The organism is Microbacterium sp. Leaf351 (assembly GCF_001423825.1).
GTDB classification, from domain to species: Bacteria; Actinomycetota; Actinomycetes; order Actinomycetales; family Microbacteriaceae; genus Microbacterium; species Microbacterium ginsengisoli.
The window spans coordinates 506-4065 of sequence record NZ_LMPK01000006.1; the positions used below are offsets into that span (position 1 = coordinate 506).

Genomic DNA, 3560 nt, shown 5'->3' on the forward strand with positions numbered 1-3560 from the left:
ACCACATGTCTTGACGGATCTGGGCATAGTCACGAGGCATTGGACATCACCCGCCAGAACTCGTTCTTCCGGCCGTCGACGTGCAGCGCGACCAGGTCGCGCTCGTCAGTGAGCAGCCCAGCGAAGGCGACACCGTCCGCCCACCCGGCGTCATACCCGCTGCCGAAGACGACCGAGTCGCCGGCCACCATCGAGCGGGTGCGGTCCTCTGCGCCGGCCATCATGTTGTTGACCACGCCGCCCGCGTACTTCACCTTCTGGTTAGGCCGCGCGGGACCGGCCCAGGCGATCGTGAATGCCTTCTCCACGACTCGCAGCGGCACACCGCGTCGGAACCAATCCGAGGCGAACGATTCGATCTCGCCAGGCGCTGACCCCTTCGAGTAAGACGGCGCGGCAGCGTCCCACGCATCCCACATTCCCGTGAGGTACTCAGCCTCCGCATCAAGATCGGCGTCGAGCGCACGCAGCGCTATCGTGCGAGCGTGGGCGTACTCGGCGGCCTTGCGGTCGATGTCCGCAACCGTCGCCGCATCGGCTGGGACGGACGACTTACCCGCGTTGCAGTCAGCGCACGCGCTGACCAAGTTCGTGGCGTCGTCACTGCCGCCCAAGGCGACGGGCGTGACGTGGTCGATCGTGAGTCCGCTGCCCGTTTCGTTTCCGCGGACGCCGCAGTAGTAGCAGCGGTACCCGTCGCGTCGCAGAATCTCGAACCGTGTGCGCTTGGTGACAGCCATCACGCGCTCCTCTCGTTGGTGTTGTCGTTGACTTCCAGTTCCGGCATCAGCGCGCCCCCATCGCTTCCGCCACGGTGATCCGCTCCGTCGCCGACAGCAGGAACCACCGGGTGCCGTCCAACGCCTCCACGGGCGTCTCACGTGCACGCACCAACGTCTTCTCGTGGGTCGCCGCGGGACGCACCCACAAGCCCCGCTCCTCCAGCTCGAGGAGCACCAGCGAGGTCGCGTCCGCCTTGTCGCCGTTGCAGATCCCGCACGCGGCGATCAGGTTCACAGGGTCGTTGAGGAGTCGCGATCCGCCCATGCCACGGTTCGCGCGATGATCGGTCGTCGTCGCCTCTCCCTGGCAGCGGTGCAGGGCAAGGAGGCAGAACCCGCCATCCCGACGGATGACGGCGCGCTTCACGTCCACCGGAGGGTGCGCGGCGCTCATGCGGCGGCCTGCTCTCCGGTGAGGAACGCGGCGACGGCGAGGCCGCGGTCGCCGGCGGCGCGTGGAGGACGCCGACGGCCGGCGCGCATCATTGGCCCGCACCCGACTCGAGCGCGGAGAAGTCGAACGCCTGCTGCGACAGCCTGCGCACGATTGCTTCGCAGTAGCGCTCCTCGAGTTCGACCCCGATAGCGCGGCGGCCGAGGTTTCGCGCCGCGATGAGCGTTGCACCTGAACCCGCGAACGGGTCCGCGATCACCCCAGGAGGGCAGCTCGAAATGAGATCCTCCATGAGTGATACCGGCTTTGGGGTGGGGTGACCGAACGCGTTCTCGTCGCCGCTGGACCCCCCCCGGCCGCGCGACGTGACGATCACGCTGCCCGTCCGCTTCTTCCCGGTCGCTGCCACATCCCAGCCATCACCTAGGACATGGATGTCCTCGTGGGCGGGCCCCCAGGGCAGACGCAGGTCGCCCATGCCGGGTCCGCCTCCGGACTTGAACCAGATGACGCGCTGACGCTCTCCGACGGGAGCCGCAACAGACCAGCGACCGAAGACGATTGCTGGTCGATGGTCTGGCCACAGCTCGAGTACCGCGTCGCGAAGTGACGCGTCGTCGTCGCCGACGATTCGGGTGAACTTGCCGGACCTTCTGTGGTTGGACTGGAAGTTCATTCCGTAGGGCGGGTCCGTCACGAGGACGTCTGCCCGAGTCCATCCGCGGACCGCACGGCAGTCGCCATGGTGGAGCTCGATGTACTCGTCTTCGTAGTAGAGGCTCATCGTTCCCACTCCCGACCGCAGTCGATGCACTGCCAGTTCTCGTAATCGATGGCGTCGTCGATCGCGATGAGACGCGACCCGATACCGATTCGGTGCGTGTCGAACGAGCCGCACCCGCGGCACTTCACGCGTTCGGGGCGGTCAGGGAACTCCCGCTCGGGATCGGCCTGCGCCTCCGTGACCCACTCGTGTACGGGGCGCACCCTCATGCCGAGCGTCGCCGCGACGTTCACCTCCAGTCGGGCCCCGCCGGATGCTTCCCATCCGTCGAGAATTGCCACGCCGTCGCAGGTGATGAGCTGCGCGAGCCCCGCACGAAGCCAGCCGTGGTAGTCGTCGGGAGTCGGGTTGGTGTTGGTGGATGGGTCCTCGACGACGTATCCCGCGTCCCGTAGCTCGGTTGCAGCGGCACGGAAGGCTGGATAGTTGAAGTCGGGAAGGCCGGTCATGGGACCCGCGACATACAGGGTCGTCAAGAAGCCACCTCCGCGGCAGTCACGGTGACCTCGGCGCCCGGGACGTCCCGGTAGCGCTTCTTCGCGTGGAGGTCGACGACGCGGGAGTCGTCGGTGTACACGCCGCCGGCGGTGAGGCCGTCGAGCACCGCTCGGGCGAGCTTGTCGATGTCGGGTCGCACTGACGGCAGCGGGCGCTTCACCGACTGGGGGCGGGCGAAGAAGAAGGTGATGGTGACGGTCACGGGTACGTCGATCGGGGACGCACCGTTCATCGCGTCCGCGGCGGCCGCGGCGACGCTGTCCCGCCACGGGGCGGACATCTTGCTGTCTTCGACGACACGGGCGCGGTTGCCGACGACGTACGCATGCTTCGAGCCCTGCGGGGCTGGGGTGCCGCGGACGATGAACGCGACGCCGCGGAAGGGTGTGGGGGATGCCTGAGGGGGCATCATGGGAATGCTCACGCTGGACTCCTGCTAGAGGCGGTGGTGGGTGGAGGGGGCCGAGCTGCTGCAATCAGCTCGGCCCCCGTTTTCGTTCGGTCGACGATGGGGGACGCCGACCGGACGGATCAGGCGGAGGGCTTGCCCGCGAAGATCGGGATCTCCCCGATGCCCTCGTGCACGACCTCGTCGCCGTTCTTCCGGCCCTCACGGATGTCCGTGACGATGTCGGCGAACGCGGCCTCGAGGGTGTTCTCTGGGCGCTCGAGCTTGAAGCCGAGGAGCACCTGGCCGCCGCGGAGCCGGTAGCGGAAGTGCGCCCAGATCGCGTAGGTCGGGCCGCCGACGTAGGGCTTCAGGCCGAGCTTGATCTTCTTCGGGATCTCGATGTCGCCCTTCTGGCCGGCCTTCGCGGTCGTCTTCTCCTCGAACGTGAGCTTCACGTCGCCCGAGTCGAGTCGGACACCGCCGTTGAACTCGACGTTCGTCTTCGCGTGGAAGGTGGTGGCGATGTCGATCAGCACGCCCGCGTCCGGCTCGAGCACGTCGGACCAGCGGTCGTCGAGGAAGTCGGCGAACTCGTCCTGCGCGAACAGGTGTCCGTCGGCCTTCTCCCACGCGAGCCACGCCTTCGTCTTCTCGAGGTCGAGGGACACGCGGTGCTTCTGCCATCCCGCGGTGTCAGACGTGGAGGCGGGG

General features: G+C 67.6%; 6 protein-coding genes. All 6 read right to left on the reverse strand.

Annotated features, from left to right (window positions below; genetic code table 11):
* Window positions 1-29: 29 nt before the first annotated feature.
* Complete coding sequence (locus ASG00_RS02430) at window positions 30-740, reverse strand: HNH endonuclease (RefSeq protein ID WP_056206580.1); 711 nt, start codon at window positions 738-740, stop codon at window positions 30-32.
* A gap of 46 nt (window positions 741-786) precedes the next feature.
* Window positions 787-1176 (reverse strand): HNH endonuclease, encoded by a 390-nt coding sequence (locus ASG00_RS02435; protein WP_200930834.1) that lies wholly within the window; start codon window positions 1174-1176, stop codon window positions 787-789.
* Between the two features lie 88 nt (window positions 1177-1264).
* Window positions 1265-1960: a DNA-methyltransferase gene (locus tag ASG00_RS02440; protein ID WP_056206582.1), complete on the reverse strand. Its 696-nt coding sequence runs from the start codon at window positions 1958-1960 to the stop codon at window positions 1265-1267.
* Window positions 1957-2436: a DUF4406 domain-containing protein gene (locus tag ASG00_RS14255; protein WP_156454778.1), complete on the reverse strand. Its 480-nt coding sequence runs from the start codon at window positions 2434-2436 to the stop codon at window positions 1957-1959. The genes ASG00_RS02440 and ASG00_RS14255 overlap by 4 nt, the downstream gene beginning before the upstream one ends.
* On the reverse strand, window positions 2433-2882 hold the full coding sequence (locus ASG00_RS02450; protein ID WP_156454777.1) for a RusA family crossover junction endodeoxyribonuclease: 450 nt from the start codon (window positions 2880-2882) through the stop codon (window positions 2433-2435). The genes ASG00_RS14255 and ASG00_RS02450 overlap by 4 nt, the downstream gene beginning before the upstream one ends.
* Window positions 2883-2989: 107 nt before the next feature.
* On the reverse strand, window positions 2990-3560 hold a 571-nt coding region (locus tag ASG00_RS02455), incomplete at its 5' end, for a DUF2303 family protein (protein WP_082483008.1).

Excerpts from the sequence above, each read along its gene's own strand:
- ASG00_RS02430 (WP_056206580.1), bottom strand. The coding sequence starts at position 740 with ATGGCTGTCACCAAGCGCACACGGTTCGAGATTCTGCGACGCGACGGG.
- ASG00_RS02435 (WP_200930834.1), bottom strand. The coding sequence starts at position 1,176 with ATGAGCGCCGCGCACCCTCCGGTGGACGTGAAGCGCGCCGTCATCCGT.
- ASG00_RS02440 (WP_056206582.1), bottom strand. The coding sequence starts at position 1,960 with ATGAGCCTCTACTACGAAGACGAGTACATCGAGCTCCACCATGGCGAC.